General features: G+C 67.2%; 2 protein-coding genes and 1 pseudogene. 1 reads left to right on the top strand and 2 read right to left on the bottom strand.

Annotated elements, in window-relative coordinates:
- Positions 1-1,106: transposase (locus FGX59_RS36375; RefSeq protein WP_138473418.1), on the top strand; the 1,106-nt coding region annotated here is incomplete at its 5' end.
- Between the two features lie 115 nt (positions 1,107-1,221).
- Here FGX59_RS36375 and FGX59_RS40000 read toward each other — a convergent pair.
- Both FGX59_RS40000 and FGX59_RS36390 read right to left on the bottom strand, forming a co-directional pair.
- Positions 1,222-2,241 (bottom strand): annotated as a pseudogene (locus tag FGX59_RS40000) (transposase); the annotation flags it as partial.
- Positions 2,242-2,323: 82 nt separating this feature from the next.
- Positions 2,324-2,859 (bottom strand): IS1634 family transposase (locus FGX59_RS36390; RefSeq protein WP_138473419.1); only part of this gene is annotated, 536 nt, incomplete at its 5' end.

A 2,859-nucleotide genomic window follows, 5' to 3' on the forward strand; every position in this document is an offset into this window, starting at 1 on the left:
TCCGGGCCAGCCTGCTCCAGATCCTCTGCTCGGCCCGCTCCGAACGGCAGCTGATGGAGCAGCTGGACGACAACCTGCTGTTCCGCTGGTTCGTCGGCCTCGGCATCGACGACGCGGTTTGGGTCCCGACCGTGTTCAGCAGGAACCGCGACCGGCTGCTGACTTCGGACATGTCGCGCAAGGTGATGGCATTCGTCGGGGAAACCGTCCCCCGGACGGTTTTCCGATCCTCCTCATTCCTGGCGCATCGCGAGGTCGCGCCGCTGCTGTCGGACGACCATTTCTCGGTCGACGGCACGCTAGTGAAAGCCTGGGCGTCGATGAAGAGCCTCCGGCCGAAGGAGGATGGCAGGCCGCCGAAGGACGGCGATCCCGGCGATCCTCCGGCACAGGATGCCGCCCCGCAGGACCCGTCCCCGCAGCCCGGTCCGGAACCCCGCCCGATGGCCCGCCCCGCCAGCCGCAGCCGCAATGCCGAAGTGAACTTCAAGGGCGAGAAGCGCTCGAACACGACGCATGCCTCGACCACCGATCCGGAGGCGCGGCTCTACCGGAAGTCGCCCGGCACCGGCGCGATGCTGTGCTTCATGGGGCATGCTGTCATGGAGATGAGGCGTGTTCCGCCACCGGTCCGGGGAACGCGCCGATTGCGCAGCGGGCTTGCGGTCCAGGGCGAGCTGACCCAGGCCTGTGGCCGTGCCGAACGCAAGGCGGCGCTCGACATGATGCACCGGCAGTCGCCGGGGTCGACGAGACGGCTGACGCCGGGCGCGGAGTTGCCGGCGATTGCGCCACCGGTCCGAGCGACCGCTGGCGACACCCATGACGTGGCCGGGTTCGCGGCCGATTGCCGGCGGGCCTGCATCGCCCCGCATGTCGCGCAGAAGGCGCGGTTTTCGGCCATCGGCAGACGGACCACGCGGCACGAGGGCCATGCCCTCTCGCAACGGCCCCGGAAACGCATCGAGGAGCTTTTCGGATGGTCAAAGACGGTCGGCGGCGCGGCGCAGGCGGTCTATCGCGGCGTCGAGAGGCTGCGCTCGCGCTTCATCCTCGCGCTGGCGGCGGCAAATCTTGCCCGGCTGCCGCGGCTGCTGGCCATCTGAAGACGGCGGCCGCGGCGCCATCTGCGCCAAGTGGCAGGGAACGGATGGAAGATAGCGCAATCACGCCCAGCGAGACGGAAGACAATTCCGCTCGCCCGACTTTTTCTGCAGCCTGTTAGAGCGTGCCACTCGCCTTCACCCTCGACCTTGATCCCGTGCTGTCGATCAGCAGATGGAGCGGGCCCTTGGAGCCGCGGCAGGGGATGGTCGCCGCCAAGGACTCCTGACGCCGGGATCGCGTGCCGAAGCCGGGCACCGTCCAGTCCGGGCCGACCAGCCGCAGCAAGCTCTCGACGACCCCGGTCGTCTGTCGCGGCACCATGCTGAATAGGATTTTCAAGGCAAGGCAGGCCGGGATGGCGGCACTGCCATAGGTCTGCTGGCGGCCGAGCCGGCCCGACGGCGTGGCATCCCAGCTCATCTCGGGGTCGAACCAGATCGTCGGGGGGGCCGCGCTGCTCATGATGCACAGCTGCCGTGATGGATTCACGAGATGAATCCCTCGCGGGATTTGCGCAACAGATCCGATCTCCTCCTCCCCCGGGATCTGGGCAAGCAGGTCCGGCAGCATCGGCGCATCGCCGACATTGCCGGACGTCACCTCGACGGCCCGGATTTCCAATGTTTCCTCGTCGATTCCGAGGTGAATCTTGCGCCATGAGCGGGCCGCGCCACCGGTCCGAGCGGCACCGCGAATGCGCCGTTTCGAGCCGCCATGCTTGCGCGTATGCCACTCGCCTTCGCCTTCCACCTTGATGCCGGTGCTGTCCGCTGCCCGGCAGGGTATTGCGCAGCAATGCCCGAGAGGGGACGAGCAGGTGCAGCTGCCCCTTCGAGCCGCGATACGGAATGATCACGTCTAATGTTCGACGGGCTGTCGCGGCGCCACTGGCGCCACGGTCCCGTCTCACTCTGGCGGCGTGACAGAGTGCTGAAGTTCGGCACGGACCAGTCGAGCCTAGACAGTTCGAGCAGGCTCGCCACGAAACCGTTCGCCAGTGGGCTCGAACCAATGGCGCCTCACTGGCTCACCCTGGCGGAGCGGCACCCCGAGGAGGATCTTGAGGGTAAGGCAGGCCTGGATCGCCGCGTCGCTGTAGGCCTGCTGACGGCCGCGACGCCCCGACGGAATGGCTTCCCCTAGTTCGACAGCTAGACGCGTAAGTGGCTGATATTGTTAAGGCGCAAATGCCGAAAATGTAACTACAGCGGCTTGGTCAGGCGGGTTTTGACAGGTTCAGTGTGTCGAAGAGCTCCAATTGTTCGGGGCTTGGGGTGGTGATGCCGTCGAGCTTCCGATCGGCAATCCGGGCCTCATGGCGGTGAATGCGCGCGAGCAGGTCGAGCGCGGTGCGCGGGCTGGCGGAATGGCCCTTCGCCTTCAGCCGCATCCGCATGACGCGGTAGAGGACCAGGGCCAGGAAGCAGATGAGGGCATGGGCGCGGATGCGATCCGGCAGGCGGTGGTGGACCGGAGCGATCTCGATGTCTGACTTCAGGACGCGGAACCCGCGCTCGATGTCGGCCAGCGACTTGTAGCGGGCGACGGCTTCGGCCGCGCCGAGATCGGCGACATTGGTCAGGAGCGCGAGCTTGCCGTCGAAAAGCTCGGCGCGGGCAATGGCCGCCTCGTCAACGCTCCAGCTGAACAGGTCCGCCTGCAGGTCGGGCTTGATGAAGCGGGTGAGTTCCGCCTCGGCGACCGCCTTGGCAAAGCGGCTGTACGATCCGCGGTCGGAGGCGCGGCGGCCCC

The sequence above is a fragment of the Poseidonocella sp. HB161398 genome (assembly GCF_005870025.1).
In the GTDB taxonomy this organism is placed as follows: Bacteria; Pseudomonadota; Alphaproteobacteria; order Rhodobacterales; family Rhodobacteraceae; genus Mangrovicoccus.